The organism is Bacillus sp. UMB0728 (assembly GCF_002858875.1).
GTDB lineage: Bacteria > Bacillota > Bacilli > Bacillales > Cytobacillaceae > Bacillus_AB > Bacillus_AB infantis.
This window is the reverse complement of record NZ_PKLA01000005.1, coordinates 382,790-405,981: the sequence shown is the minus strand read 5'-3', so window position 1 is coordinate 405,981 and position 23,192 is coordinate 382,790. Positions and strand designations below refer to the sequence as shown.

The 23,192-nt window shown below is 46.5% G+C and carries 28 protein-coding genes; 12 read left to right on the top strand and 16 right to left on the bottom strand.

The genetic code is table 11. The features are described 5' to 3' along the window. Positions 1-224: 224 nt before the first annotated feature. The gene (locus CYJ37_RS21405) at positions 225-1,304 is read left to right on the top strand and encodes an FUSC family protein (RefSeq protein WP_009795212.1); all 1,080 of its coding nucleotides are present in this window, start codon (positions 225-227) and stop codon (positions 1,302-1,304) included. Positions 1,305-1,798: 494 nt separating this feature from the next. Here CYJ37_RS21405 and CYJ37_RS21395 read toward each other — a convergent pair whose 3' ends face one another. The 10 genes from CYJ37_RS21395 to fabL form a co-directional block, all read right to left on the bottom strand. Then, entirely contained in the window at positions 1,799-2,698 is a 900-nt protein-coding gene (locus CYJ37_RS21395; protein ID WP_022543512.1) for an ABC transporter permease, read from the bottom strand. Between the two features lie 16 nt (positions 2,699-2,714). After that, entirely contained in the window at positions 2,715-3,719 is a 1,005-nt protein-coding gene (locus tag CYJ37_RS21390; RefSeq protein WP_009795210.1) for an ABC transporter permease, read from the bottom strand. A 93-nt stretch (positions 3,720-3,812) separates the two neighbouring features. Then, positions 3,813-5,426, bottom strand: coding sequence for an ABC transporter substrate-binding protein (locus CYJ37_RS21385; protein WP_022543511.1), 1,614 nt, complete (start codon positions 5,424-5,426; stop codon positions 3,813-3,815). A 30-nt stretch (positions 5,427-5,456) separates the two neighbouring features. Continuing rightward, complete coding sequence (locus tag CYJ37_RS21380; RefSeq protein WP_094769933.1) at positions 5,457-6,443, bottom strand: ABC transporter ATP-binding protein; 987 nt, start codon at positions 6,441-6,443, stop codon at positions 5,457-5,459. After that, positions 6,424-7,434: an ABC transporter ATP-binding protein gene (locus tag CYJ37_RS21375; RefSeq protein WP_101551691.1), complete on the bottom strand. Its 1,011-nt coding sequence runs from the start codon at positions 7,432-7,434 to the stop codon at positions 6,424-6,426. The genes CYJ37_RS21380 and CYJ37_RS21375 overlap by 20 nt, the downstream gene beginning before the upstream one ends. Positions 7,435-7,804: 370 nt before the next feature. Then, the gene (locus tag CYJ37_RS21370; protein WP_009795205.1) at positions 7,805-9,553 is read right to left on the bottom strand and encodes an ABC transporter ATP-binding protein; all 1,749 of its coding nucleotides are present in this window, start codon (positions 9,551-9,553) and stop codon (positions 7,805-7,807) included. Between the two features lie 107 nt (positions 9,554-9,660). Further along, positions 9,661-10,191 (bottom strand): nucleoside tri-diphosphate phosphatase, encoded by a 531-nt coding sequence (ntdP, locus tag CYJ37_RS21365; protein ID WP_009795204.1) that lies wholly within the window; start codon positions 10,189-10,191, stop codon positions 9,661-9,663. A gap of 238 nt (positions 10,192-10,429) precedes the next feature. Then, positions 10,430-10,684: a YgaB family protein gene (locus CYJ37_RS21360; protein ID WP_009795203.1), complete on the bottom strand. Its 255-nt coding sequence runs from the start codon at positions 10,682-10,684 to the stop codon at positions 10,430-10,432. A gap of 632 nt (positions 10,685-11,316) precedes the next feature. Next, the gene (locus tag CYJ37_RS21355) at positions 11,317-11,514 is read right to left on the bottom strand and encodes a gamma-type small acid-soluble spore protein (protein WP_009795202.1); all 198 of its coding nucleotides are present in this window, start codon (positions 11,512-11,514) and stop codon (positions 11,317-11,319) included. A gap of 87 nt (positions 11,515-11,601) precedes the next feature. After that, complete coding sequence (gene fabL / locus CYJ37_RS21350; protein WP_035403162.1) at positions 11,602-12,351, bottom strand: enoyl-[acyl-carrier-protein] reductase FabL; 750 nt, start codon at positions 12,349-12,351, stop codon at positions 11,602-11,604. A 118-nt stretch (positions 12,352-12,469) separates the two neighbouring features. Between fabL and CYJ37_RS21345 the strand changes: the two genes are divergently transcribed. Then, positions 12,470-12,694 carry a hypothetical protein gene (locus CYJ37_RS21345; RefSeq protein ID WP_009795200.1) on the top strand — a complete coding sequence of 75 codons (225 nt, stop codon included), beginning with the start codon at positions 12,470-12,472 and terminating at the stop codon, positions 12,692-12,694. Positions 12,695-12,940: 246 nt separating this feature from the next. Here the strand turns inward: CYJ37_RS21345 and mutY are convergent, their stop codons facing one another. Next, positions 12,941-14,038, bottom strand: a complete 1,098-nt coding sequence (gene mutY / locus CYJ37_RS21340) for an A/G-specific adenine glycosylase (protein ID WP_009795199.1) — start codon at positions 14,036-14,038, stop codon at positions 12,941-12,943. Between the two features lie 48 nt (positions 14,039-14,086). Then, positions 14,087-14,404 carry a hypothetical protein gene (locus CYJ37_RS21335; RefSeq protein ID WP_022543508.1) on the bottom strand — a complete coding sequence of 106 codons (318 nt, stop codon included), beginning with the start codon at positions 14,402-14,404 and terminating at the stop codon, positions 14,087-14,089. 116 nt (positions 14,405-14,520) lie between these two features. Here CYJ37_RS21335 and CYJ37_RS21330 point away from each other — a divergent pair, with 116 nt between their 5' ends. After that, positions 14,521-15,501: a metal-dependent hydrolase gene (locus tag CYJ37_RS21330; protein ID WP_101551689.1), complete on the top strand. Its 981-nt coding sequence runs from the start codon at positions 14,521-14,523 to the stop codon at positions 15,499-15,501. 26 nt (positions 15,502-15,527) lie between these two features. On the opposite strand, the gene CYJ37_RS21325 is transcribed toward CYJ37_RS21330, so the two are convergent. Continuing rightward, positions 15,528-15,803, bottom strand: a complete 276-nt coding sequence (locus CYJ37_RS21325; protein WP_094769046.1) for a YfhJ family protein — start codon at positions 15,801-15,803, stop codon at positions 15,528-15,530. A 130-nt stretch (positions 15,804-15,933) separates the two neighbouring features. On the opposite strand from CYJ37_RS21325, the gene CYJ37_RS21320 reads away from it, so the two are divergent. Then, on the top strand, positions 15,934-16,107 hold the full coding sequence (locus CYJ37_RS21320) for a small, acid-soluble spore protein K (RefSeq protein WP_009795195.1): 174 nt from the start codon (positions 15,934-15,936) through the stop codon (positions 16,105-16,107). Between the two features lie 22 nt (positions 16,108-16,129). Continuing rightward, entirely contained in the window at positions 16,130-16,288 is a 159-nt protein-coding gene (locus CYJ37_RS21315) for a YpzG family protein (RefSeq protein WP_009795194.1), read from the top strand. Between the two features lie 12 nt (positions 16,289-16,300). Here CYJ37_RS21315 and CYJ37_RS21310 read toward each other — a convergent pair whose 3' ends face one another. Next, the gene (locus CYJ37_RS21310) at positions 16,301-16,645 is read right to left on the bottom strand and encodes a YfhH family protein (RefSeq protein WP_035403156.1); all 345 of its coding nucleotides are present in this window, start codon (positions 16,643-16,645) and stop codon (positions 16,301-16,303) included. 118 nt (positions 16,646-16,763) lie between these two features. Here CYJ37_RS21310 and CYJ37_RS21305 point away from each other — a divergent pair, with 118 nt between their 5' ends. Beyond that, complete coding sequence (locus tag CYJ37_RS21305) at positions 16,764-17,438, top strand: SDR family NAD(P)-dependent oxidoreductase (protein WP_009795192.1); 675 nt, start codon at positions 16,764-16,766, stop codon at positions 17,436-17,438. Between the two features lie 50 nt (positions 17,439-17,488). Here CYJ37_RS21305 and recX read toward each other — a convergent pair whose 3' ends face one another. Beyond that, positions 17,489-18,301 (bottom strand): recombination regulator RecX, encoded by an 813-nt coding sequence (recX, locus tag CYJ37_RS21300; protein ID WP_101551687.1) that lies wholly within the window; start codon positions 18,299-18,301, stop codon positions 17,489-17,491. 121 nt (positions 18,302-18,422) lie between these two features. Between recX and CYJ37_RS21295 the strand changes: the two genes are divergently transcribed. The 3 genes from CYJ37_RS21295 (at position 18,423) to CYJ37_RS21285 (ending at position 19,796) form a co-directional block, all read left to right on the top strand. Continuing rightward, positions 18,423-19,325 (top strand): TIGR01777 family oxidoreductase, encoded by a 903-nt coding sequence (locus CYJ37_RS21295; RefSeq protein ID WP_101551685.1) that lies wholly within the window; start codon positions 18,423-18,425, stop codon positions 19,323-19,325. A gap of 73 nt (positions 19,326-19,398) precedes the next feature. Then, positions 19,399-19,524, top strand: coding sequence for a YfhE family protein (locus tag CYJ37_RS21290; RefSeq protein WP_009795189.1), 126 nt, complete (start codon positions 19,399-19,401; stop codon positions 19,522-19,524). Positions 19,525-19,613: 89 nt separating this feature from the next. After that, on the top strand, positions 19,614-19,796 hold the full coding sequence (locus CYJ37_RS21285; RefSeq protein ID WP_022543504.1) for a YfhD family protein: 183 nt from the start codon (positions 19,614-19,616) through the stop codon (positions 19,794-19,796). Between the two features lie 76 nt (positions 19,797-19,872). Here the strand turns inward: CYJ37_RS21285 and CYJ37_RS21280 are convergent, their stop codons facing one another. Next, entirely contained in the window at positions 19,873-20,382 is a 510-nt protein-coding gene (locus CYJ37_RS21280; RefSeq protein WP_101551683.1) for a DoxX family protein, read from the bottom strand. A 498-nt stretch (positions 20,383-20,880) separates the two neighbouring features. Between CYJ37_RS21280 and CYJ37_RS21275 the strand changes: the two genes are divergently transcribed. From CYJ37_RS21275 to CYJ37_RS21265, 3 genes are read left to right on the top strand one after another with little or no spacing between them, the layout of a single operon-like run. After that, positions 20,881-21,204, top strand: a complete 324-nt coding sequence (locus CYJ37_RS21275; protein ID WP_165352669.1) for a PadR family transcriptional regulator — start codon at positions 20,881-20,883, stop codon at positions 21,202-21,204. After that, positions 21,201-22,070, top strand: coding sequence for a permease prefix domain 1-containing protein (locus CYJ37_RS21270; protein WP_009795185.1), 870 nt, complete (start codon positions 21,201-21,203; stop codon positions 22,068-22,070). Before CYJ37_RS21275 ends, CYJ37_RS21270 begins: the two co-directional genes overlap by 4 nt. Before the next feature lie 13 nt (positions 22,071-22,083). Beyond that, positions 22,084-23,133, top strand: coding sequence for a TolB family protein (locus tag CYJ37_RS21265; protein ID WP_101551679.1), 1,050 nt, complete (start codon positions 22,084-22,086; stop codon positions 23,131-23,133). Positions 23,134-23,192 lie beyond the last annotated feature (59 nt).

The window sequence follows — 23,192 nt, the reverse complement described above, 5'->3', positions numbered from 1 at the left end:
TATACTATAATCGATCCGGCAATGCGCCACTTTTTTCATGTAAGCGCCTTAATGGAATTTTATCGGAGATTTATCATATTTGTCCCTTGAACTTCAAGGATAATCCCTGTATAGTACATAATTGTTTAACAATGAGCAAATCGGTTTAAAGTAAGTATAAAATAGATAATTGCTGTTCTATTGTAATAAGGCAGCCATTATAAATACGAAAGGATATTATTTGCATGAAGCTTGGAGCCCGAATACTAAAAACGGGAATTGCCATCATACTGTCTTTATTTTTATCAGAAATCTTCAACCTGCCAACTCCTGTTTTTGCAGGCATCGCAGCCATTTTTGCGATTCAGCCTACCATCTACAGATCGTATCTATCGGTAATCGAGCAGATCCAGGGCAATATCATCGGGGCTGTCATTGCCGTCGTCTTTGTTCTTGTTTTCGGAAACAACTATTTCATTGTCGGTCTTGCCGCCGTCATTGTCATCATTATCAACCTGAAGCTGAAGCTTGAAAAAACCATCGCCCTGTCACTGGTGACCTTAATCGCCATCATGGAGACTCCTGGTGATGACTTTGTTCAATTTGCTGTTATCCGTTTTTCGACCATCATGCTTGGGATATTATCAGCTTTCCTGGTCAATCTTGTATTCCTGCCGCCTAAATATGAAAACAAGCTGTATTATAAAATATCCAATGCGACAGAAGATATTACAAAGTGGATCAGGCTGAACGTCCGCCATGCCTCTGAGCATATGCTCTTAAAAAATGATATCGAAAAGCTGAAAGATGATGTCATCAAGCTCGATCAGCTGTACCTTATGTACAAGGAAGAACGTAATTACCTGAAAAAAGACAGTCCGGTCAAAGCAAGAAAGCTGGTCATCTACAGACAGATGATCTCGACCGTTAAAATGTCGCTTGAAACACTGAAAAGGCTGCACCGCCATGAATACGAGCTGCAGCAGATGCCAGAGGATTTCCAGAATTCTATCCAGCAGCAGCTGGACTGTCTGATACACTATCATGAGCATGTGATGCTTAAGTTCATTGGTAAAGTGAAACCTCAGGTGAGTTTTGAAGAAGGCGATATCTGCCTGGACCGCAAGGAGCTGTTCACCTTCTTCCTGGCGCAGCATAAAAACATGGAAAATGATGATGAGCAGATCATCTATCATACGATGCAAATTATTTCTGCCATTATTGAATACGACGAACAGGTCGAGCATTTGGATACATTGATTTCGAGCTTCCAGTCGTATCATAAAGAGGAAAACGAGATTAGTATAGAGGAAAACGAGGAATAAATTACAAAAGCAGCCATCAGGCTGCTTTTGTTAATTCTTCAAACGAAGGGATTAGGTTTTTCCGTTAATGGCGGCTGTTGATTTCCGTTACAGGCACTTCGCTTTCCGCGGGGCGACGCTGAGCCTCCTCACCGCTGCGCGTCTGCGGGGTCTCAGCATGGCCGCTGCAATCCCGCAGGAGTCTACGTGCCTTCCACTGCAATCAACAGGCTTTTTAAAGTTTGAGTAATGTAATATCCAAGGCAGCTTTTAAATCTATTAGTTAATTAGGCGCTAAAGAATATTTGTTATCAAACAAAAAAGGGTGCGGAAGATCTTTTTCCGTACCCTTTTTGACATTGCCAATCTTCTAGGTTCTCAAGTCAAAAGACACTTAAATGTGGAATATTCAACCAATGCCTAATATGCGTAATGCCACAAGATGTAGTACAAATATATGTTGTTCATGAGCAGAATTCAATTCCTTTATTGAGCATGCACATTCCCTTTTCTTCCTAACTCTTCATCCTAGGATCCAATGCATCTCTCAGCCCATCGCCCATGAGGTTGAAGCCGAGTACTGTGAGCATGATGGCGAGTCCGGGGAAGATCATTGTCCAGGGGGCCTGGATGAGGTATGCCTTTGCATCTGAGAGCATTTTTCCCCATTCGGGATTTGGCGCTTCTGCCCCCAGGCCAAGGAAGCCCAAAGCGGCTGCTTCGATGATCGCAGTTGCCACTGCCAGTGTTCCCTGGACGATGATTGGACCCATGCTGTTCGGCAGGACGTGAAGGAATAAGATACGGGCATCACTCATGCCGACCGCCTTTGCCGCCATGATATATTCCTCCTGCTTTACACTGAGCACACGGGAACGGATCAGGCGCCCAAAGTTAGGGATATTGATGATGGCAATGGCAATGAGTGCATTCCTTAAGGATGGGCCCAGTACCGCTACAATTGCAATCGCCAAAAGGATGCTAGGAAATGCAAGCATGATATCGAAGAACCGTGAAATGATCGTATCCACCCAGCGGCCATAATAGCCTGCAAGGATGCCAAGCAGACAGCCTGCGGCAAGTGAGCCAAGGACGGCCAGAAAGCCGACCCATAAAGAAATCCGCGCCCCATAAATTACCCGGGAAAGAATATCCCTTCCAAAATCATCGGTTCCGAACCAATGGTCGGCCGATGGGGCCTTCAGCCGGTTTGCCAGCTGCTGCTCGTTGATGCCTGTAGGGGCGATCAGCGGCGCAAATACTGCGAGAATGACAAAGAACAGAACAATAAGCGCGCCGACAACAGCCAGCTTGTTTTTCCGGAAGCTCCGCCATGCTTCAAGCCAGGGGGATTCCACCTTTTCCTCGGCCTGGACCGCAGACGGATGTACATTTTTTTCTGTTGATAATTCCATAGGCTTCTTCCCTCCTTTAGTTGTATTTGATCCTTGGATCGATTGCAGCATATAAGAGGTCAACAATCAGATTGATCATGACAAAGATGAATGCAATGACAAGGATCCCTGATTGGATGACCGGATAATCGCGGTAATTGATAGCTTCATAGATATATCTTCCGATTCCCGGCCAGCTGAAAATGGTCTCCGTCAGGATGGCACCGCCAAGAAGGAGCCCTGTCTGCAGTCCGATAATCGTCAAAACAGGAATGATGGCATTTTTCAAAGAATGCTTGTACACAACCCAGAACATCCTTAGCCCTTTGGCCCGTGCTGTACGGATGAAGTCTGAACGCATGACTTCAAGCATCGTCGAACGCGTGATCCTGGCAATAATGGCCATCGGTATGGTCGATAATGCAAGGCTCGGAAGCACAAGGTGGCGGATGACATCCCAGAACTGATCCATCCGTCCTGCAAGGAGAGTATCGATGATATAAAGGTTGGTGATGGCCTCAACCGGATTTCTGACCTCTTCCCGTCCGGACGTAGGGAGCCAGTCTAAATTGATGGCAAAAATCCACTGCTCCATAAGGCCAAGCCAGAAAATCGGCATGGATACACCGATAAGAGCAAGCACCATGGCAATATAATCAAACCAGGAATTTTGGAACCAGGCACTGATGATCCCTGCATTCACGCCGAAAAAGATCGCAATGAGCATGGCGCAGAAGGAAAGTTCCATGGTAGCTGCCAGGAAAGGCCAAATTTCTCCGCTGATCGGTGCCTTCGTACGAAGCGATTCCCCAAGATCACCCGTAAACAGGCCCCCCAGATATGTAAAATATTGAATAAACCAGGGCTTATCAAGCCCAAGCTGCTCTGTCAAATCAGCCACAGCCTCTTTTGTTGCCAGCTGGCCCAGGATGATTTGGGCGGGATCTCCCGGTATGGCCCTGATCATGAAAAATACAATCAGCGACAAGCCCAGTAAAACCGGTATAAGGGAAAATATTCGTTTGATCGTATATGACAGCATGTTTTCACCTCTCTTGATGGTTGTCCAGCCGCATCGGTCCGGCTAAAAGAAAAGGGAGCCGCTTTAAGGAACTCCCTTTCTTTCTCTTTCCATTTACTTTTTAAATTCCACAGAAGACAGCAGATCCGATCCTGTTGGATGCGGCTTGAATCCGGTAATATCCGCTTTTCCTGCAAGAACAGGATTGGAGTGGACAAGCGGGATCCATGGCGCATCATCCTTGATGATCAGCTGAGCCTGCTTATACAGCTCTTCACGCTCGGCCTGGTCTGTCAGCGTCTGTGCTTTAATCAGAAGGTCATGGACCTCTTGGTTTTTGTAATATGTGTAGTTATTGGATCCGATAGTATCCTGGTCAAGAAGGACATACAGGAAGTTGTCAGCATCTCCATTGTCCCCTGTCCAGCCGAGAAGGAAGGAATCTGCTTCCCCTTTATTGGCTTTGTCGAGGTAAGTTCCCCATTCATAGGATACGATTTTCGCCTTTACGCCAACATCAGCAAAGTTGGCCTGGATGGCTTCAGCAACCTTTTGCCCGTCCGGCATATATGGTCGTGCAACCGGCATGGCCCAAAGCTCCATCTCAAATCCATTTTCATAGCCTGCTTCCTTCAGAAGCTCCTTTGCCTTTTCAGGGTTATACTCATAATCCTGCACCTCATCATTATAGCCTGCAATTCCCGGCGGCATCGGGTTCTTTGCCGGCTCAGCATATCCGGAATAGAAGGCATCGATGAGAGCCTGCTTATCCACTGCGTAGTTCAGCGCCTGGCGGACCTTCTTATCCTTCAGCGGGCCGCGTGTATTGGTCAGCCCAAGATAGCCGACATTCATGGACGGGCGGTCAAACAGCTGCAGATCTGCATTTCCTTCGATTTGCCCTACATCACTGAAGCTTACGCCATCAATCAGGTCAACCTCGCCTGTAGACAAAGCATTCAGCCTTGCTGAGTTTTCAGGGATGACCCTGAAAATGACTGAGTCAAGCTTTGGCAGGCCTTCCTGCCAGTAATCCGGGTTCTTCTCAATGACGACACGGTCGTTCCGTTTCCATTCTTTGAACTTGAAAGGACCTGTTCCGACAGGGTTGTCAGTGAACTTATCGCCGGCCTTTTCTACTGCTGCAGGACTCGCGATTCCAAATGGCGACATCGCCAGGTTTTTCAGGAATGGAGCGATCGGTCTGCTTAATGTAAATTCAACTGTATAATCATCAACTGCTTTTACCTCTGTTAGGACATCGCCAAATTGAGAGGCATAATAATAGAATTCTTCTTTATTTCCTGCTTTCCAGCGGTTGAAGTTGAAGACGACCGCTTCTGCATTGAAGTCTGTCCCGTCATGGAACTTGACTCCCTCGCGAAGCTTGAGCGTATGCTTCAGCCCGTCTTCACTTTCCTCCCATTCAGTTGCAAGGCCAGGCTGGATTTCTGTATCCTGCTCGCCAAAGTTGATCAATGTTTCAAAAATATTGACAGTGACTTTAAAGGATTCACCTTCGGTAGTAACGGCCGGGTCCAAAGCATCAGAGTCTCCGCTTCGCCCGAAGACAAGTGTTCCGCCGGCAGCTGTTTCACCGCCCGAATCTGTACCGGAATCTTTCTCTCCTTCATCAGTGCCGCTTGACTGGCTGCCGCTGCAGCCTGCAAGCCCCAGTGACAGCAGCAGGGCAAAAACCAACATTAAAAGACTATTGCGCTTTTTCATACTTTTCCCCCTTTTAATATCTTTCTTTTATCATGCATGCACCCTGTTACTGGTGTATAAGTGGCAGGCTGCAAAATGACCTTCTTCAATTTCTTCCAGCTGCGGCCGTTCGACCGTGCAGATTTCCATGCACTCCCTGCACCTTGTATGGAAGGCGCAGCCTTTTGGCGGATTAGCCGGGCTCGGGATATCTCCGCTCAGAAGCTCCGCTTCCTTGCGCAAATCTGGATCCGGGACCGGCACCGCTCCAAGAAGGGCTGACGTGTAGGGATGCAAAGGCTTTTCATACAGCTTTTCAGCCGTCGTGATTTCTACCAGCCTCCCAAGATACATCACTCCCACCCTGTCGCTGATATGTCTGACAACACCCAGATCATGGGCTATGAAAATATAAGTCAGCTGAAACTCCTTCTGCAGGTCTTCAAGCAGGTTCAGCACCTGTGACTGTATGGAAACATCGAGCGCAGAGACCGGCTCATCCGCAATGATCAGCTTCGGCCTGGTCATCAGGGCCCGTGCAATCCCGATCCTTTGCCTTTGTCCGCCGCTGAACTGGTGGGGATATCTTTTCGCATGCCAGCTGCTCAAACCGACGACTTCGAGCATCTCTTTTACCTTTTGCTTCCGCTCTTTCTTATCCCCCATCCCGTGGACGATCAGCGGCTCCTCAAGGATTTTTTCGACTGTATGGCGGGGATTCAGGGAAGCAAACGGATCCTGGAATACCATTTGCATTTCCTTGCGCATCTTTCTCATTTCCGAATCGTTCAGTCCTGTCAGTTCTTTCCCTTCAAACAGCACCTTTCCTTCGGTTGGTTCAATCAGCCTCATCAGCATCCTGCCGGTCGTTGACTTACCGCAGCCGCTTTCCCCTACAATCCCGAGTGTTTCCCCTTTATTGACATAAAAGCTGACATCATCAACGGCCTTTACATCTCCGGTCTTCTTGCCAAAAAGGCCGCCCGTTATTGGGAAATACTTTTTAAGCTGATTGACCTCAAGCAGAACTTCCGTCATTGGCTGCACCTCCTGATTCATCATGAAGAAAGCATCTTACTGTGTGCACCGGCGAATTTCCCTGGTACAGCTCCGGCGTTTCCGACAGACAGCGGTCATGAACAAATTCGCATCTTGCCGCAAATCGGCAGCCATGCTTGACTGAACCAGGCTTAGGGACATTACCCGGTATCGAGTATAGCCTGTCCTTCCTCTCCCTTATATCGGGGACCGACTGGAGAAGCCCGATTGTATAAGGATGCTTGGCGTTTTTGAAGATTTCCCTGACAGGCGCTTCCTCGACCACCTTGCCTGCATACATGACTATGACCCTTTCACAGATCTCGGCAACAACGCCAAGGTCATGGGTGATCATCATGATGGCCGTATCAAGCTTTTTATTCAAGTCCTTCATAAGAGCGAGGATCTGGGCCTGGATCGTCACGTCGAGCGCTGTAGTCGGTTCATCCGCAATCAGCAGCTTCGGATGGCAGGAGAGGGCCATGGCAATCATCACCCTTTGCCTCATCCCCCCTGAAAGCTGGTGCGGATATTCCTTCATGATCTGCTCTGCCCTTGGCAGCCCTACAAGCTTGAGCATTTCTACAGCCTGACTGGCCGCTTCCTTTTTCTTTATTTTCTTATGTATCATAATGCCCTCAACCAGCTGGCTGCCGATTGTGAACAGCGGGTTAAGGGAAGTCATCGGCTCCTGGAAAATCATCGCCACTTCATTCCCTCTTATTTCCCTCATCCTGCTCTCTGAAGCTGCAACCAGATCCTCGCCATTGAGCAGAATCTCGCCGCCTGTGATTTTCCCGGGCGGCTGGGGGATCAGCTTCATGATTGACAGCGACGTCACGCTTTTGCCGCAGCCTGATTCGCCTACTATTCCCAGAATTTCACCTTTACGGACCGAAAAACTGATTTCATCCACAGCTGGTATTTCTCCATCTGAAGAAAAAAAGGAGGTTTTCAGCTGCTTTACATCTAAAACGGGAGCTTGACTCACACCATTACTCCTTCCTTTTTTCCATGCTGAAGCACTGGTCTTTCATGGGTTCTCCTGATTTCCTGCAGTTTAAATGCCGTGAACCAGGAGGGCATCCTCACAGTATGCCCCTTTAAATTTGTACCTTTGGTCACTATCTTTTTCTCATTCTATAAAAAAAGATTAAACAAGTCTACTGATTTTTCCAAATTATTTAAATATATTAAATCTTTGAAATAGTATTTAGGAATACTAAATAAATCCAGTAAATGAAAGCGGCTTTTCCAATCATATGCTCTGGTGTTTTGCTATATGAGCAAAATTACCTGTATTAAATTGGAAAAAACCCTCCCCTTCTACAAGATTACTTCTGTAGAAGAGGAGGGTTTTCTTAATGCTCCAGCTGCTGTACCTGGAATAAGTTATAATAATGACCCTGTCTGGCCATAAGTTCTTCATGATTGCCGATTTCGGCAATTTCCCCATTCTCGATATGGACAATCCTATCGGCATGGGTAATCGTGGAGAGCCGGTGGGCTACAATGAATGTGGTCCTGTCTTTAGCCAGCTTTTCCAAAGCCTCCTGGATGAGATGCTCGCTTTCCAGGTCAAGAGCCGATGTAGCTTCATCAAGAATCAGGATCGGCGGATTCTTCAGGAAAATCCTTGCGATGGCCACCCGCTGCTTTTGCCCCCCAGACAGCTTGACACCCCTTTCCCCGACTTTAGTCTCATAACCTTCCGGGAGGTTCATGATGAAATCATGTGCATTGGCTGCCTTGGCAGCTGCAATCACTTCTTCATCACTCGCATGCGGCTTGCCGAGAAGGATATTGGTTTTAACGGATTCACTAAAAAGGATATTATCCTGCAATACAATTCCGATTTTATCACGGAGAGAACGTACCTTAAACCGCCTGATATCCGTCCCATCAAGCAGGATTTCCCCCTTTGTGACGTCGTAGAAACGGGGAATCAGGCTGATCAAGGAAGATTTTCCTCCTCCGCTCATCCCAACGAGTGCAATCGTTTCTCCCTGCCGGACATCAAGGGAGATATCCTTTAACACAGTTTCTTCTTCCTTATCATATGAGAAGTCCACATGGTTGAATTGAATATGGCCCTTCACATTGGTCACTTCAATGCTGTCCGGCGAGTCATCAATGTCGTACTTTTCATCAGCCAGCTCAAACACCCGGTCCATGGATGCAATCGACTGCGTCAGGGTGGTGGAAGAATTGACAAGCCGGCGAAGCGGATTATAAAGCCTGTCAATATAGGCGATAAACGCCATCATTGTTCCAATCGACAAGTCGTCCTGTATAACCAAATAGCCTGAATAGCCGATGACGATCAATGGCGCTATATCGGTTATGGTGTTAACGACAGCGAAAGCCTTCGCATTCCATTTTGTATGGTCGATGGCTTTCTCCAGGAAATTTTTATTTTGGCTGTCAAACTGCTTCTGCTCATGATCTTCAATGGCAAAGCTCTTTACAACGGCCATTCCCTGGACACGTTCATGCAAATATCCCTGAACCTCGGCCAGCGCCTGTGAACGCACACGGGTCAGTTTTCTCAGGTTCCCGAAGAAATACCTGACACTGAAAGCATAGAATGGGAAAAGAATCAGAGAAACAATCGTCAGTGTAATATCCATATTGAACATAATTACGACCGCTATAATAATTGTTGCAATATCAAGCCATAGGTTCATAAGGCCTGTCACTACAAAGGTTTTTGTCTGTTCCACATCATTGATGACCCTTGAAATGATTTCCCCTGCCCTGTTATTGGAATAAAACTTGAAGCTGAGCTTCTGGATATGGTGAAACAGACTATCACGGATATCATAAAGGATTTTGCTTGCTGTCCATTGTGCGAAATACTGCCGGTAATACTCAATCGGCGGACGGGCCAGCACAAAAATGACAATCATGGCTCCCATGATCCATAGCAGCCTTTCCGTTTTTCCGCTCTGGGACAGTAAATCATTCCCGACGATATCATCAATTACATATTTAATTAAAAGCGGAATCAAAAGCGGAATGGCAAATTTTATAATGCCGATTAAAAGTGTGCCGATAATTTGCAGCCGGTACGGCTTAACAAACTTCATATATCTTTTGATGCTGTCCAATTGCTGCCCCCCTTAATGCTCTCTCTATAGAATACCTCTTTTAAACAGATAAAAACCTGTTGAAACAAGGTCAACAGGTGCTACATAGGCATTTTTTATCCTTAATATCAGCGTCTGTAGGTTAAATATCTCTCATACCAAATGTCGATAAAATCCGGCGCAAAAGGCCCTTTCCGCTGGCGGATCCACTGGATCAGCTTATCGACATTCGCTTTTAATATCCGGTCGATGACTTCAGGATAGTTCATTTCCTTCCGGTGCCGCTCATATTCATCTTCATCAAGAAGATTGAATGTCATATCCGGAAAAACCTTGATATCCAGGTCATAATCAATATACTTCAGCGCTTCGCCGTCAAATATAAAAGGAGAGCTGATATTACAGTAATAATACACGCCATCCTCCCGGATCATACCAATGATATTGAACCAGTACTGTGAATGAAAATAACAGATTGCCGGCTCCCGGGTCACCCAGGTCCTTCCGTCGGATTCGGTTACAATCGTCCTGTCATTTCCTCCGATCACAAGACTTTGTGTCCCTTTTAGGACAGTCGTTTCCTCCCAGACGCGATGGATGTGCCCATTGTGTTTGTAGCTGTGTATTTGCATCGGTTCTCCTTCGATGGGTACGCCCATTTCTTCTCCCCTACTTTCATTCCCAAACGCTTTGCAACCTATCAAATGACTTGCACAAGTTTCCTAAAACGACAAAAGGCAACAAAGAACGTATTATTTCCTATTATTATAACGGTTAAAGAAAGAATTTAAAACAAAGAGCCATTGAAAATCTCTCAATGGCCCTATCTATCCCATATAGTCACTCTTGAAGCACAAGGATCCAGCCTGTTTCCCGGCCTTCCCTGCTGCCTATCTCTCAGCCGCAGGTCAGATTCACTTCCTGGTACGACCTTATTACCTCTTCCGTCTGGGTTTCAAACACCCGGTGGATCTCGCGCAATTCCTCTTTCATGCGGTGGATTTCAAACTGGACGCTTTCCAGCTCCGTTTCCTCCTGGATTATCTTAAGCTCATGCTCAATTTCCTGGCAGCGTTCCAGTTCTGACTGAAGAAACAGGAGCTTTTCCATCGTTTTCATCTGTTCAGATACCAGCAGGTCAAAAGTACTCATACAGGTCACCGTCCCAATTTCAGATTCTACCTATGTATTTCGGCTTTGCCCCAATCTTTCCTTTGACTAGTTCTGCTGATTGAAAGGAAGTTTTGTCGAATAGGGAAAAGCGGAAGCGCCTTGTTCATCCCCGACAAGCAGAAGACACCCCTCCCGGAAAGGCGATCTTTTCCTTTTTGGAAGGGTGGCTTGTGACCTCGAGGGGCTAGGCGCTGGAGCTGGACAATGTTCGAAGCCGGGTTCTGCCTTCTAAACTTTTTCAAAAGCGCTTTTTATTTTACATTAGCAAGCCCTCAAAATAAGCGGAGATTCTACGGTTAAGCTGCTGAATATAGTACGGATGGGTATAAATTAGCGGAGAATTTCCGGTTAAGTGGAGCGAAGTTGCCCATTTTCCAGTTTTTTGAGTCAATAGACGGAATTTCTCCGTCTATTTGAGCTATTTTTAGAGTTTTTTTGAAAATAGGGGGATTTCTCCTCTTATTTTTCAACCTGACACTGACTCCCTCATCCAGGTCCGGGAAGGTTGGCTTTCCGGGAGGGTATGGCACTCAAATAACAGCATTTAATGCGAAAAGAGCAAAATAAAAAGAAGGCACTCTTTGCGGATAAAAGAGTGCCTTCCCGTACAATTAGCGGCTTTGTCTGCCAGCGTTTTGACCTTTGCGGGCTTCAGCCTGCTGGTTTTGCTGACGTACTTCTTGAGCGTTTGTTTCGCTAGCGAACTCAGTGCCGAATTGACCTTGCTGGCCTTGAGAAGCTTGGGCGTTTTGCTGGCGCACTTCCTGGATGTTAGTGCCAGCTTGAGTTTGGTTTTGTCTGTTTGCCATTGTTAATCACCTCCACGACTATTAATTTAACCAGCCGCAGAGAAAATATCCTTTAATTTTCAGGAAAAAAATTCTAATTTAAACTTATTATACGAGCAGGGAGATTCCTCCGTCGACTATGATGGTCTGCCCCCTGATCATGCCTGATTTATCGGACAGCAGGAACATGACTGCGTTGACCATATCTTCAATCTCAACCATCCGCCCTGCCGGCGTCTTCTCCCTTGCCTCAGATAAAAGGTCTTCCCGGTTTGGGAAATGCTTTAATGCCTCTGTGTCGACTGCACCCCCGGAGACTGCGTTGACAGCGATATTCATCGGCGCGAGCTCAACAGCCAGGTAGCGGGTTAATGCTTCCAGTGCCGCCTTTGATACACCGACTGTTGTATAGTTTTCCAGATAGCGGATCGAGCCGAGCGAGCTGATGCTGACAATCTTGCCGCCCCCGCTCTCCTCCATCAATTTGGCTGCTTCCTGTGCACAGAACAGCAGGGCCTTGCTGTTGATGTTCATCGTCCAATCCCAATGACTTTCTTCAAGCTCCATAGCAGGGCGAAGAACACCGGATGCCGCATTATTCACAAATACATCCAGCCGGCCGAATTCATTCCTGATTTCCTGGAAAAGAACCTTAATCTTCTCTACATCTCCAACATTGGCCCTTACGATCAGGGCTTTTCTGCCAAGAGCTTCAATTTGTTCTGCTGTTTCCTGTGCAGACTTTTTGCTCCTGGCATAATTGATGACAATATCATATCCTTCCTTGGCAAGGGAAATGGCAGTCGCCTTCCCGATGCCCCGGCTGCTTCCTGTTACAAGTGCTACTTTTTGTGTCATGAATCGTAATTCCTTTCCTGTTTCATTTGTTTTCATTTTATCTTTTCCATGTATATCTGGCAAACAGGATTATAACACTATTCTTAAACAACAGGCTCAAAGAGAAAGGAATGAAAGTATGTACGTCGGAAGGGATATGACTGAACTAACCATGGTGAAAAAGACGGAATGGAAGGACAGCGAACTGGCCTTCTTCCATCACTCCATGCAGCAGGTAGTTCCCTACCTCAATGCAGAGGGACAAACCATCCACCGTGAAATCATAGAAGAAATCGAAAACCGCGGCGGCCTTAAAAGGCAGGAAGCTGACTATACACATGGGACACGGGTCAGTTACGAGTAGACATGCGGAAAAGCCTTGTTCAATAGAGGAACGCGGACTAAGAGCGCCACGTCCTGTGGCAACGTCCGCATGACCCGCATCTGTGGGCCTCATGCATAAGACGAGCAGGTCGGAAGGTTGTTCTTTACCTTCTGGCCTGTTTGGCTTATGACTCGAGGTTCCAGCGCCCGGAGCTGGACAAGTAGAAAAGCGAAAAATCCTTGTTTCCTAATTCACAAAAAAACAGCAGGGCTGCCCCCTGCTGTTCTATTTATGCTCCTGCACGTGCTTGAGCATTTTCTGATGGGAAACCGGAAAGGCAAATTCCTTCAGCTCTTCTTCGGTTACAAGCTTCAGATCGCTCCGTTCTTCTTCCAGGGAAAGCAGTGTCCCTTTATAAACATGGATATGCCATGTTAGGTGGGTGAACACATGGTCGATCTGTCCTGTCATCTCAGCTGTTTCTATTATGGCGCCATACTGCTCTTTGATCAGTTCTGCCAGCTGATCTTTTTCATGCAGGAAAGCAAGGCTGATTTCAGTATTGGGAAACTCCCACAGATTGGCCAGCAGGCCCTTTTCAGGCCTTTTCCTGATCAGGTATCTGCCCTCTCTGTCCCGCAGCACGACAGCGGCAATCTGGACATCCTTCTGCTTTTTGTTCTTTGTCTTTATCGGCAGTTCACTCTGCTTGCCTTCATAAAAAGCATGGCAATGCTCACGGACTGGGCACAGCAGGCAGGATGGCGACGTCGGGGTGCAGATGAGCGCACCCAATTCCATGAGTGCCTGGTTGAAGAATGATGGGTTTTCGTGTGAAATGAGCTCCCGCACCGCCTCTTCAAAAATCTTGCGGGTTGCAGGCTTTGCAATATCCTCCCAGATGGAGAGAATTCTTGACAGCACCCTCATTACATTTCCGTCGACGGCCGGCTCCGGAATGCCGTAGGCTATGCTCAAAATGGCCCCTGCCGTATAAGGGCCGACCCCTTTTAATGAGGAAATTTCCTTCGGATTATCAGGAACCCTGCCGCCGTAATGTTCATGAACCTCCCTTACAGCTGCCTGCAGGTTCCGGGCTCTTGAATAATAGCCAAGCCCCTCCCACGCCTTCAGCACCTTGTCTTCCTCAGCCTCTGCAAGCGCCTCGATTGTCGGAAATTGTTCGATGAACCGGTTGAAATATGGAATGACTGTGTCGACCCTTGTCTGCTGGAGCATGATTTCCGATACCCATACCTTATAGGGATCCTGATCCTGCCTCCATGGCAGTGTCCGCTGTTCCTGTTCAAACCAGCCGATCAGGTCCTGGCGGAAGGTTTCTTTATTAAATGCATCTAAGTTGGCTAATGCTGTTTTTTTCAATTTTGATCCTCCGGATGTTAAACTTCCATGAAATATGGGAATATAATATTAAAGTTTCTTTTTCAAAGCCCAGAATCGGATTTCTTCGAGACCGCCGGGTATGAAGCTGTCCAGGCAGCCGAATGCAGAGTGCCCGCATGAGCTTCTCAGCTTTTTCAGCGCGAAATAATGGGCTTCTGTCGGCAGTGAGCAGGTTTCCGTAACGAACGAAGGCTCATGTTCAGCCCCAGAGTAGACGAACGAAATGTCAGCTGCTTCATACACAGGGAGAAGCGCTGCGATTTTTTCGATAGTGCTTTTAAAAAGATTCAAATCTGCTGGATGAACTTCGTACTGCAAAAACATTTGGACTTCATGCTTCATCATTATATTGGCAGCTCCTTTAACGTAAACCATTAATGGCTTTGATGACAAGCTTTTTACTGATAAAATACAGAAACAGCGCAACTTCAGATTATTCCATGGAAGGAGGTTCTTTCCTCTTGGATACAGGCACACATGTGGTCATGGGCTTTGCACTCGGCGGGCTTGCCACTCTGGACCCCGTTGTAGCAGATAGCACAGCAACAGCGACGGGCGTCATGATCGGGGCGCTCATCGGCTCTCAGGCCCCTGACATTGATACAGTATTAAAGCTTAGAAACAATGCAGTCTATATACGGAATCACAGGGGAATCACGCACAGCATCCCGGCTGTCATCCTGTGGCCGCTTGCAATACTCGCGGTCATTTATCCATTCTTCCCTGAAGCAAATTTGCTTCACCTATGGATTTGGACATTTGGGGCCGTATTCCTCCATGTTTTTGTCGACATATTTAACTCTTATGGGACACAGGCTTTAAGGCCATTTTCTTCCAAATGGGTTGCACTTGGGATCATCAATACATTTGACCCGTTCATTTTCGGCATCCATGTTGCCGGTTTGTTCATATGGATACTGGGTGCACATCCCGGCTATACATTCCTGGCAATCTATGCCGTACTGATTGCATACTATATCATCCGGTTCCTTGCCCAGCGGGCCGTCCTGAAAGCGGTGAAAGCGATTATTCCTGACAGTACGGAAATCATCATCGCCCCGACCATGAAATTCCATCAGTGGAGGCTTGCCATCATGACTGAACATCAATTCTTTGTCGGCCGGGCCAATAATGGGCATATCGATATCCTGGATCAGTTCAACAGGGTACCGGTACCTCAGACTCCTGTGCTGGAAGCTGCCAAAAAGGATAAAAATTTGTCGGCATTTCTTTCCTTCTCCCCTGTATACAGGTGGGAGGTAGAAGATCTCGAGGACTCATTCGAAGTCCGGTTCATTGATCTCAGATACCGCAGCAACGGACATTACCCATTCGTTGCCGTCGTCCAGCTGGACAATGACCTGAATATCATTTCTTCTTATACAGGGTGGATTTTCAGTGAGGAAAAGCTGCGGAAGAAGCTCGATATTATACCAAATTAAAAAAGATGGCATATTTGCCATCTTTTTTAATGGAGATTTTTATCATCCGGTTTCTGCTCAAGCAAATTCTTATATTTTGGATTGCTGGCAACAAAGTCATGCAGCCTTGCACCGTAGTTTTCAATCCACTGCCTGACAATCCTGTCTGTCATCTGGCTTCCTTTATACTCATAGCCCGCTTTTGCACGGGTCGTTTCAAAATCATCCCACAAAAGCTCTACCCATGTCCGGGCCTGGCCGTAGGAAAGGTTGCCGTTTTTCTCCATGAGAAGCTCAACCAGTCTTTCTTGTGTTTCAAACATAGACAGCACCTCTTTGCCAAATATTATTGTTATTGCATTTCGTTCATAAGCCTGCTTTTTTAAACACATACTATTCTTGCGCGGCTAATCAAGGCAGCACGCGCAAGCATACCTCGAGGAGGGGAAACGAATGCGGAACAAAGCAAAAAATTTCCCAAATCAGAATCATAACAAGTTTGAAGGCGAACCGCGCGCGAAAGCAGAATATGCTTCAAAACGCGCAGACGGGTCAATCAACACCCATCCGCAGGAACGCATGCGGGCGTCATCAAACCGTACAGATGATACACCTGAATTATTTTAACCAATAATGAGGAGGTTTGATTATGGGAAACTCTAAAAAGTTTTTTGATAACAATCCTTATTCCAGTCCGTTTACTGGTCCCTTTTACCGCCCGAAGCATGCACATGCCCAGGTAAATGGGCAGACCCAGCAATCGCAGGACCTCATTATTCTGAAAAGGCAAACAAGGAAACAGGCCTAGCCTGCAGGGAAATCAGAGCTCTCCGCTCTGATTTTCCTTTAATTCCTTCAGCATGGAAATCGGAAGCGCCTCTTCCTCCTTTCCGCCATGCAGCCTGAAGCCCCAGGCGAACACACCATTCAAATAATCTATTTTAAAATATGAGCCGGGATCGCCATCCACTTCATAAATCTCCCCTGCTTTAAAGTCCTTCGGATCAAGAAGGTATGCTTTGGCCATGACGGCTTTTCTCTCGAGGACAGCAAATTCACTGAGCATGCCCATTTGTTCAGCCTTTCTCGCCTGTTCATGCAAGCTGGCGATTTCCTGCTGCAGTTCGTACTGGGAAAGCTGACTGTATCTTTTCTCCTGCGCCATTATAATCCATCCTTTTTTATTCCTGTGTCCGGCCTGCCGGAGGAAAACTTCATCTTTTTTTAGTATAGTGAAAAGAGCTGTATAAATAAAGGACTTTACCCTTGAAGGAGGACTCAACATGCAATCAGTTATCATCACCGGCGCTGGCACCGGTCTTGGAAAGGAGCTGGCCCTTAAATACGCCGGCCTTGGTTTCCATATCATACTATCCGGAAGGCGTGAAGCAGCTCTCCAGGAAACGAAAGAAGCAATCTCCAGCCAGGGGGGAAAGGCGGATATCCTGATTCTTGATATAAGCAAGCCGGCTGAAGTAAAGGAGAAAGCTGCGGGACTGCCAGAGCAATTTGATTTGTACGGTGTGATCAACAATGCCGGCGTTGGGCATTTCGGTCCTTTTGAAGACCTGAAGGACGAGGAGCTCCATGATATGCTCACAGTCAACCTGATGGGCACCATCTACATGGCACAGGCACTCCTCCCTGCTATCAAGCAAAAGAAGGGCAGCTTCCTTATGAATATCATTTCAACTGCCGGGCTGCGCGGCAAAGCAAATGAAGCTGCATACTGTGCCAGCAAATTCGCGGCCCGGGGCTTTACTGAAAGCCTGCAGAAAGAATACGAAAACGATCCGGTCCTGATCCAGGCAGTATATATGGGCGGCATGGACACCCCATTTTGGGATCATAACAACTATATTTCAGACCGCTCACGCCTCCGCTCACCTGCTGAGGTAGCCGGCATAATTACCGAGAACCGTTTTGAAGAGAAGATTGTGATTGAATCCGGAAAATGATTGGATGTAGAACAAAAAAACAGGCAGCGCAAATACCCGCTGCCTGTCTTCTATTCTTCCTCTTCCTTTTCCTCAAGGAACCGGTCAATCAATTCAATCGGAAATCCTTTTCTAAAGAGTGCCTGCTTCATTTTTTGCCTATATTCATAGCCCTGCAGCTTTTCGTATTTCCGATGGGCTTTTTCTCCCTGATAGCGGATGGCGTCCATTTCGCCGTCATCGTCTTCCTCAAACTCTGTCTCTTCGACGGCAATATTGATTACGGAGAAAGGATAGCCTTTCCTGAGGAGCATCTGCTCAAGCTTCTGTTTCAGAAGCCTCTGTGATTCCCTGCTGTACTTTTTTGCATATTTCTGGCACAGCTTTACTGCTGCTTCGACCTGGTCCTCAACAGGGAACTCCTGTATGGCTTCCTCTATATCAGGCTGTGATATCCCCTTCTCCTTCAGCTCCCGTTTAATGACGTCAGGGCCTTTATCAGACGTATTGGCCTGTGTCCTCACATAAGCGATGGCAAATTCGTTGTCATTCAGAAATTTATATTCGTACAGCTTAACGATGACTTCATTGATGATGCTTTCATCTGTTTCTTTTTCAGCAAGATGCTTCCTTACCTCTGTTTCCGATCTCATTCTTCTGGATAAATAATGAATAGCCTGGTTATAAGCTTTTCTGATTTCATCCTGAAATTCTATTTGGGTCAGGGAGAGCGCGTCAAGCTCCATCCCTTTTTTCAGGCCGAATTTGATGATGACATCTTCATCGGCACTGAAGGCATACTGCTCACCCTTGCCATAATCCATAAAAATGTTATAGCGGTCCTTCCTTTTTTGCTGGACTGATATTTTTGTGATTACCGGCATCCTCTTCACCTCTCTCTCCACTTTATCACAATGTGCTGCATCACTTGCAAACTGCAGCCTGGAAAAGGAGTTTACACAGGAAAAAGCGTATAAATACAGTATAGGAAAAGGAGGTCCACCCATGAGAATAGCGATTACAGGCGGAACCGGCTTTGTCGGGCATGCCCTTGTGAAGAAGCTCGCAGAATCGGGCCACACGGTTTTCATTTTGACGAGGAGCACAGAAGGAAAAAAGAACGGAAACAATATTCACTATGTCCAGTGGCTGAATGAAGGTGACAATCCGGCGGCACAGCTGAAAGAGATTGATTATATCGTCAACCTGGCTGGCGAATCGATCAACAGCGGCAGATGGACGGAAGAACGTAAGAAAAGGATTATTAAAAGCAGGCTGGATGCCACAGAGGCTGTCCTGAACATAATCAGTGAGCTAAAAGAAAAGCCTGAGGCTCTGATCAATGCCAGTGCAGTTGGCTACTATGGCACTTCGGAAACAGAGACGTTTACAGAAAGTAATAAAGAACCGGCGGGGGACTTTTTGGCTCAGACTGTTAAACAGTGGGAAGAAAAGGCGGCAGAGGCAGGCAGATGGGATGTCCGCACCGCATTCTGCCGATTCGGGATCATTCTTGAAAAGAATGACGGGGCGCTCCCCCGGATGGCTCTTCCCTATAAACTTTTTGCAGGAGGCAATCTCGGCAGCGGCAATCAGTGGGTTTCATGGATCCATCTTGAAGATGTGGCAAGGGGCATTATGTTTGCCATGGAAAATAAAAACCTAAGCGGCCCGGTTAATTTTACGAGCCCCCATCCTGTCCAAATGAAGGACTTTGGCAGGACCTTGGGAAGCACCCTCGACCGCCCCCACTGGATTCCTGCTCCAGCCTTTGCACTTAAGCTCGCTCTTGGGGAAATGAGCAAGCTGGTGCTCGAGGGGCAGCGCGTTCTTCCTGCTAAGCTGGAGGCTGCCGGATTCAGTTTCCGCTATCCTGGGCTTGAGGAAGCACTGAAAGATATTTATTAAGAAGGTATGATTCCTTCCTTTTTAGGAAAAATTAAGAAAAGGAGTTCATTTTTTCGGAAAGGGATGGTGCCTGATGGATAAAAAATCGAAAGATAAGTCCAAGAGTACATTGTCAAGCATGCAGGAGGTTGTTTACTCCAGGGAGTTCAAGCTGGCAGACCAGGCCGGCGGCTTTACGAAGAAAAAATCCAAGCATTGATGCAAAATGCTCATAATTGCCTTGATAGGGTGCAAGCTAAGAGTACGGAAGCCAATTCCGTACTTTTATTGTTGAAAGGGGTTTTTCGAATGGGCCGTGCACATGGACACAAAACTCGGGATAAAAACAAAGCATCACTTCCACAAGTTCCGAAGAACATGAAATCAGATGGACTGGATGTCGAATTTGACCGCGACCTTGCAGACCATGATGATTTAGAAGCAATGGCACGTTCAAAAGCTGCCGACCAGCGCGCCAAAAACAGCCGCTGACCGGCTGAGGGCATTTGCCCGCACTCTCTCAGCATAAAAAAAGCAGCAGGTCCAGAACCTGCTGCTTTTCTCTTTCCTAGTGCCCGTGGGCATGCCTTTTCGCAAAAACGGCCGTTTTCTTCTTCTTTGCCATGTTCTTAAAATAAGGAATCATGATGCGGTCAGCACCCCAGTAATAGGCTGCCCCGCCTGCGAATAAGAGGAGGACCGCTGCTGTGTATAAAATCGGATTCGTGCTTACTGTACCGGCCAGAAGAAAGTTAAGATTCATGAATGCACCCGCAATCAGGGCAGGAATGGTTGCTGCCCCAAGTACAAGCCCGGCTCCAACCAGAAGTTCTCCCCAAGGTATCAGAACATTGAACAATCCAACATTCGGAAGAGCAAAGTGCTCGAGGAATCCGGCATACCAGCCCTGTACAGCTGGATGGTCCCCTCCTGCCTGGGCGATCGCCCCCTGCAGGAATCCCCCTGCATCAAAGCCATCAGCGAGTTTATGCCATCCCGCTTCAATCCATTGAATGCCGAGCCATATTCTTAATACAGTCCATATTGCCGCTGCCTGTGGAGTTTTCAGCACTTTCATGATCATCGTCTCCCGCTTTGTTATTTTGTGAATAACTTCACAATACTAAACAAAAAATAATTAAGCCGGCCAGCTTTTACAAGAAAGTTTGTGAATATCTTCACTTACTTTCTACACTTTTAATATACTCCATGTTTTTCCTTTCTGCAACGCACTTCACAATATGTTCATATTCTTTTTACTCTGTGAATAAAAAGTATCCACAACCCTGTGAATTTTGTGGATAATCTAAATAATCTCATATTTACTAACGCTTTAATCGGTTAACATAATAATGAGCAAAACTTCTGATAATTCTGTGGATAATGTGGATATGTCTGTGGAATACTTTTCTGTTCATGTTTTCCCTGTTAATAAGTCTCTGGATAACATGCTATAAGACCTACACCCCTGAGTCTTTAAACCTATACAAGTATAGATAAAACTATAAGATTAACCCTTGCAATACGAGGTACATCGTATTACACTGTTAGTAACATTAGGAAAAAGGTGATGGAAATGGATAAGGAAATGATGAAAGGGAGTACAGATCTCCTGCTTTTATCGCTCATTGCCCAAAAGGATTTATATGGCTATGAAATCACAAAAATCCTTAAGGAAATCTCCGATGAAGCTTATGTAATGGGTGAAGGCACTCTCTACCCTGCCCTCAAGCGCCTGGAGAAAAAGAAGTTTGCAGAGTCATACTGGAGCGAAACCGCAGCAGGGAGAAGGAAATATTACCGTATTACTGAGGACGGCCTGCAGGAGCTGGAAAAGAAGCGAAAGGACTGGAGCCTGATCGAAAACATGATCCGCAAAAGCTCGGGGGGATTAACGTGAAATCGCAGCTTGAACGTTTTGTCATGAAAATTGTCCAGCATACCGAATGCTCCAAAGAAGAAAAAGAAGATCTATTCGAGGAGCTTATGGTACATCTGCAGCTTTCAAAAGAGCACTTCCAGGAACAGGGCTTCAGTGAAAGCGAAGCCGAACAGAAAGCGATGGAACAGTTTGGCGAGGAAGGGGAAATCGGAAGCCAGATTCAGCAGTCTCTCTTTCCATACCGAAAAGAAATGATGCTGACGCTTGCCATCTCTTCCATCCTTTTTACAATAGGCGCTTATCTGGGACAGCTTTTGATCAATGGAGATGCCCATATCGGCTGGCTGCTGCTTTCCATGGGCGCGAGTTCCATGATTCTTTTCCTTGCCGTGAACCAGGTTTTCCACCTGAACCGGAAGCTCTGGATGAACTCCCTGCTGATTTTGCATATCCTTGTTTATGCGGCCGGCTATCTGCTGGCCAGCAATCTGGATCATAGCATCTCACTCGGACTTTCGATCTGGGATTGGCTCAATATCCTTCTTGCCATTGTCCTTGTCTATCGGACGACACTGTATGATTTCAGCGCCAGCAGCGGCAAGATGGATAAAACTTTGAAAAAGCTTCATGCCATCAATATTACCGCCGGCGTCCTGATCACAGCTGCCTGCCTCTTTTTTGCCTGGGGAGGGCTTATCATGATAGGCCTGCACCCGGTCATATTGATTTCTTTAAGCCCGATACTCTTCTGGGTCATCCTCTATGTGATCCAGATCAAGGTTGCAGGAAAAAATAAGAAACTGGCATACGGACTCTCGGCGATTCCCTTCATCGCCATCCTGGCAGGCCTGGCACTTATCTACGCGCCTGCCCTGTTTTACTAGAAAGGAGCTTTTCATGAAAAAGAAAAGTATCATCCTGCTGTTTTCATTTATTGGAGGCATCACGCTCCTGCTTATCCTCCTCGGGCTTAATCTGGATAAATCTGAAAATGAAAAGCAGAATGGGATTACCAATCAATATGATATATCCTCACAGAATACGATTGCTTATGTAAATTACAAAGATGGCAAACCAAGCCTTATGCTGTACAACAAGGAAAAAGATATCAATGCTGAGGCATTTTCCCTGGACAGCTCAAGAATGATCCTGGATCCGAGCTTTTCCTATGACGGATCTCTGCTAAGCTTCATTTCCACCAATAAACAGCAGGATGAAGATACAGCGTTTAAAACCACCATCCATATTCTTGATTTATCGACAAAGCAGGTCACAGATGCTTTTACCGAGAATGAGCTTATCACGGAAACTGAATTTTCTCCTGTTGATGATACTCTCTATTATTTGCGCGCCGGCACCTTTCAGAACTATTCACCTATTGCCAGCAAACGGCCGCATGACCTTGATGTCTGGTCATTTAATCCGGCTGAAGGCGAACATAAGCAAATAACTGATCTGAAGAGCTATTCTATGCACAGCCTCCAGCTCAGTCCGGGAGAAAACAGTGTTTTTATCCAGATGGATGATGACCAGGGTGCTGATACACCTGAAGAAACCTTTGAGGTGAAGCAGCGCATATTTGAAATCCCCATAGATAACCCTGATAGCATGAAGATAGCAGGTGATCCTGACAGAAAAATGGATGTTTTTGATTTCACCTTCTCTCCTGATGGAGACACAATGATTTTTCAATCCATCAGTAACTCTGATGAAGGAGGAACCTATGAATATGAGCTGTATAAAATGGATGTGGATTCCGGAGAGGAAGCCCAGCTTACCCATTTAGGGGAGTATACAGACAGGCCGGTATTCAGTGCTGATGGTGACCGTGTATACTTTATGGTCGATAAGCGTTTTGCTAAAGGGTCGCCCGAGTATCATCTGTACAGCGTGAAACTGAATGGCAAAGAAATAGAAAAGATAGAACTGCCTCTTTCAGAAGACTAGAAAGAGGCTTTTTCCCTTTTAAACTCGAGAATACAGGGTATAAGTCCTATAACCCATAG

Excerpts from the sequence above, each read along its gene's own strand:
- CYJ37_RS21405 (WP_009795212.1), top strand. The coding sequence starts at position 225 with ATGAAGCTTGGAGCCCGAATACTAAAAACGGGAATTGCCATCATACTG.
- CYJ37_RS21395 (WP_022543512.1), bottom strand. The coding sequence starts at position 2,698 with ATGGAATTATCAACAGAAAAAAATGTACATCCGTCTGCGGTCCAGGCC.
- CYJ37_RS21390 (WP_009795210.1), bottom strand. The coding sequence starts at position 3,719 with ATGCTGTCATATACGATCAAACGAATATTTTCCCTTATACCGGTTTTA.
- CYJ37_RS21385 (WP_022543511.1), bottom strand. The coding sequence starts at position 5,426 with ATGAAAAAGCGCAATAGTCTTTTAATGTTGGTTTTTGCCCTGCTGCTG.
- CYJ37_RS21380 (WP_094769933.1), bottom strand. The coding sequence starts at position 6,443 with ATGACGGAAGTTCTGCTTGAGGTCAATCAGCTTAAAAAGTATTTCCCA.
- ntdP (WP_009795204.1), bottom strand. The coding sequence starts at position 10,191 with ATGGGCGTACCCATCGAAGGAGAACCGATGCAAATACACAGCTACAAA.
- CYJ37_RS21360 (WP_009795203.1), bottom strand. The coding sequence starts at position 10,684 with ATGAGTACTTTTGACCTGCTGGTATCTGAACAGATGAAAACGATGGAA.
- CYJ37_RS21355 (WP_009795202.1), bottom strand. The coding sequence starts at position 11,514 with ATGGCAAACAGACAAAACCAAACTCAAGCTGGCACTAACATCCAGGAA.
- fabL (WP_035403162.1), bottom strand. The coding sequence starts at position 12,351 with ATGACACAAAAAGTAGCACTTGTAACAGGAAGCAGCCGGGGCATCGGG.
- CYJ37_RS21345 (WP_009795200.1), top strand. The coding sequence starts at position 12,470 with ATGTACGTCGGAAGGGATATGACTGAACTAACCATGGTGAAAAAGACG.
- CYJ37_RS21335 (WP_022543508.1), bottom strand. The coding sequence starts at position 14,404 with ATGATGAAGCATGAAGTCCAAATGTTTTTGCAGTACGAAGTTCATCCA.
- CYJ37_RS21325 (WP_094769046.1), bottom strand. The coding sequence starts at position 15,803 with ATGTTTGAAACACAAGAAAGACTGGTTGAGCTTCTCATGGAGAAAAAC.
- CYJ37_RS21320 (WP_009795195.1), top strand. The coding sequence starts at position 15,934 with ATGCGGAACAAAGCAAAAAATTTCCCAAATCAGAATCATAACAAGTTT.
- CYJ37_RS21315 (WP_009795194.1), top strand. The coding sequence starts at position 16,130 with ATGGGAAACTCTAAAAAGTTTTTTGATAACAATCCTTATTCCAGTCCG.
- CYJ37_RS21310 (WP_035403156.1), bottom strand. The coding sequence starts at position 16,645 with ATGGCGCAGGAGAAAAGATACAGTCAGCTTTCCCAGTACGAACTGCAG.
- CYJ37_RS21305 (WP_009795192.1), top strand. The coding sequence starts at position 16,764 with ATGCAATCAGTTATCATCACCGGCGCTGGCACCGGTCTTGGAAAGGAG.
- recX (WP_101551687.1), bottom strand. The coding sequence starts at position 18,301 with ATGCCGGTAATCACAAAAATATCAGTCCAGCAAAAAAGGAAGGACCGC.
- CYJ37_RS21295 (WP_101551685.1), top strand. The coding sequence starts at position 18,423 with ATGAGAATAGCGATTACAGGCGGAACCGGCTTTGTCGGGCATGCCCTT.
- CYJ37_RS21290 (WP_009795189.1), top strand. The coding sequence starts at position 19,399 with ATGGATAAAAAATCGAAAGATAAGTCCAAGAGTACATTGTCAAGCATG.
- CYJ37_RS21285 (WP_022543504.1), top strand. The coding sequence starts at position 19,614 with ATGGGCCGTGCACATGGACACAAAACTCGGGATAAAAACAAAGCATCA.
- CYJ37_RS21280 (WP_101551683.1), bottom strand. The coding sequence starts at position 20,382 with ATGAAAGTGCTGAAAACTCCACAGGCAGCGGCAATATGGACTGTATTA.
- CYJ37_RS21275 (WP_165352669.1), top strand. The coding sequence starts at position 20,881 with ATGGATAAGGAAATGATGAAAGGGAGTACAGATCTCCTGCTTTTATCG.
- CYJ37_RS21265 (WP_101551679.1), top strand. The coding sequence starts at position 22,084 with ATGAAAAAGAAAAGTATCATCCTGCTGTTTTCATTTATTGGAGGCATC.